The sequence below is a fragment of the Ensifer sp. SSB1 genome (assembly GCF_016652895.1).
Lineage (GTDB): Bacteria > Pseudomonadota > Alphaproteobacteria > Rhizobiales > Rhizobiaceae > Ensifer.
This window is the reverse complement of record NZ_JAEPRP010000026.1, coordinates 51,434-52,129: the sequence shown is the minus strand read 5'-3', so window position 1 is coordinate 52,129 and position 696 is coordinate 51,434. Positions and strand designations below refer to the sequence as shown.

General features: G+C 60.3%; 2 protein-coding genes. Both read right to left on the bottom strand.

Annotated features, from left to right (window positions below):
• The coding region (locus I8N66_RS09375) for a LysE family translocator (RefSeq protein ID WP_291152736.1) at positions 1-331 on the bottom strand (331 nt) is incomplete at its 3' end.
• On the bottom strand, positions 328-696 hold a 369-nt coding region (locus tag I8N66_RS09370; protein WP_291152733.1), incomplete at its 5' end, for a VOC family protein. The genes I8N66_RS09375 and I8N66_RS09370, both read right to left, overlap by 4 nt.

The window sequence follows — 696 nt, the reverse complement described above, 5'->3', positions numbered from 1 at the left end:
CCGGATCAGCGCTTTCGGTGCGGTCGACCTTGATCTCCGTCTGGCCGGCACGCATCTCCTTGAACCCGATATAGATCAGGTAGGCAACGCCGCACCATTTGACGATTTTGAAGAGGTAGATCGACTGCGAAATGATCAGTCCGAGGCCAAGGATCGTATAAGTCACATGGAACATCAGCGACGTGCCGATGCCGAAGGACGTGATGATCGCCGGGCGGCGGCCATGCACGATCGACTGGCGCATGACCATGGCAAGGTCCGCGCCCGGAGAGACGATGGCGAAGGCAAAGATCGCCATCAGCGATGCGAGTTCGAGAAGGTACTGGCTCATGATTTTGCGACCGGTGCGTTGAAGGCCCAGACGTGGCCGAAGGGATCCTGAATACGCGCGTAGCGTGCGTGCCAGAAGGTATCCTGCGGCTCCAGCACTGTCGATGCCCCGGCGGCAACCGCCCTGTCATAGGCTGCATCGACGTCGGTTGACGCAGGAAGGTTGAGGCTGATCGCCACTCCGGTGCCGCCGATCGTTTTCGGCGACAACACGCTTCCGCCGAATTCGGGAAACTCGTCGTGCAGCATGACCTCGCCGCCATAGATCGCGAGATTGGCGTGCATCACCCGCTTGCCGTCCTCGGCCATCGCATGGAAGCTGTTCACCGCGCCCAGGGCCTTCTCGTAGAAAGCAATGGCAGCAAG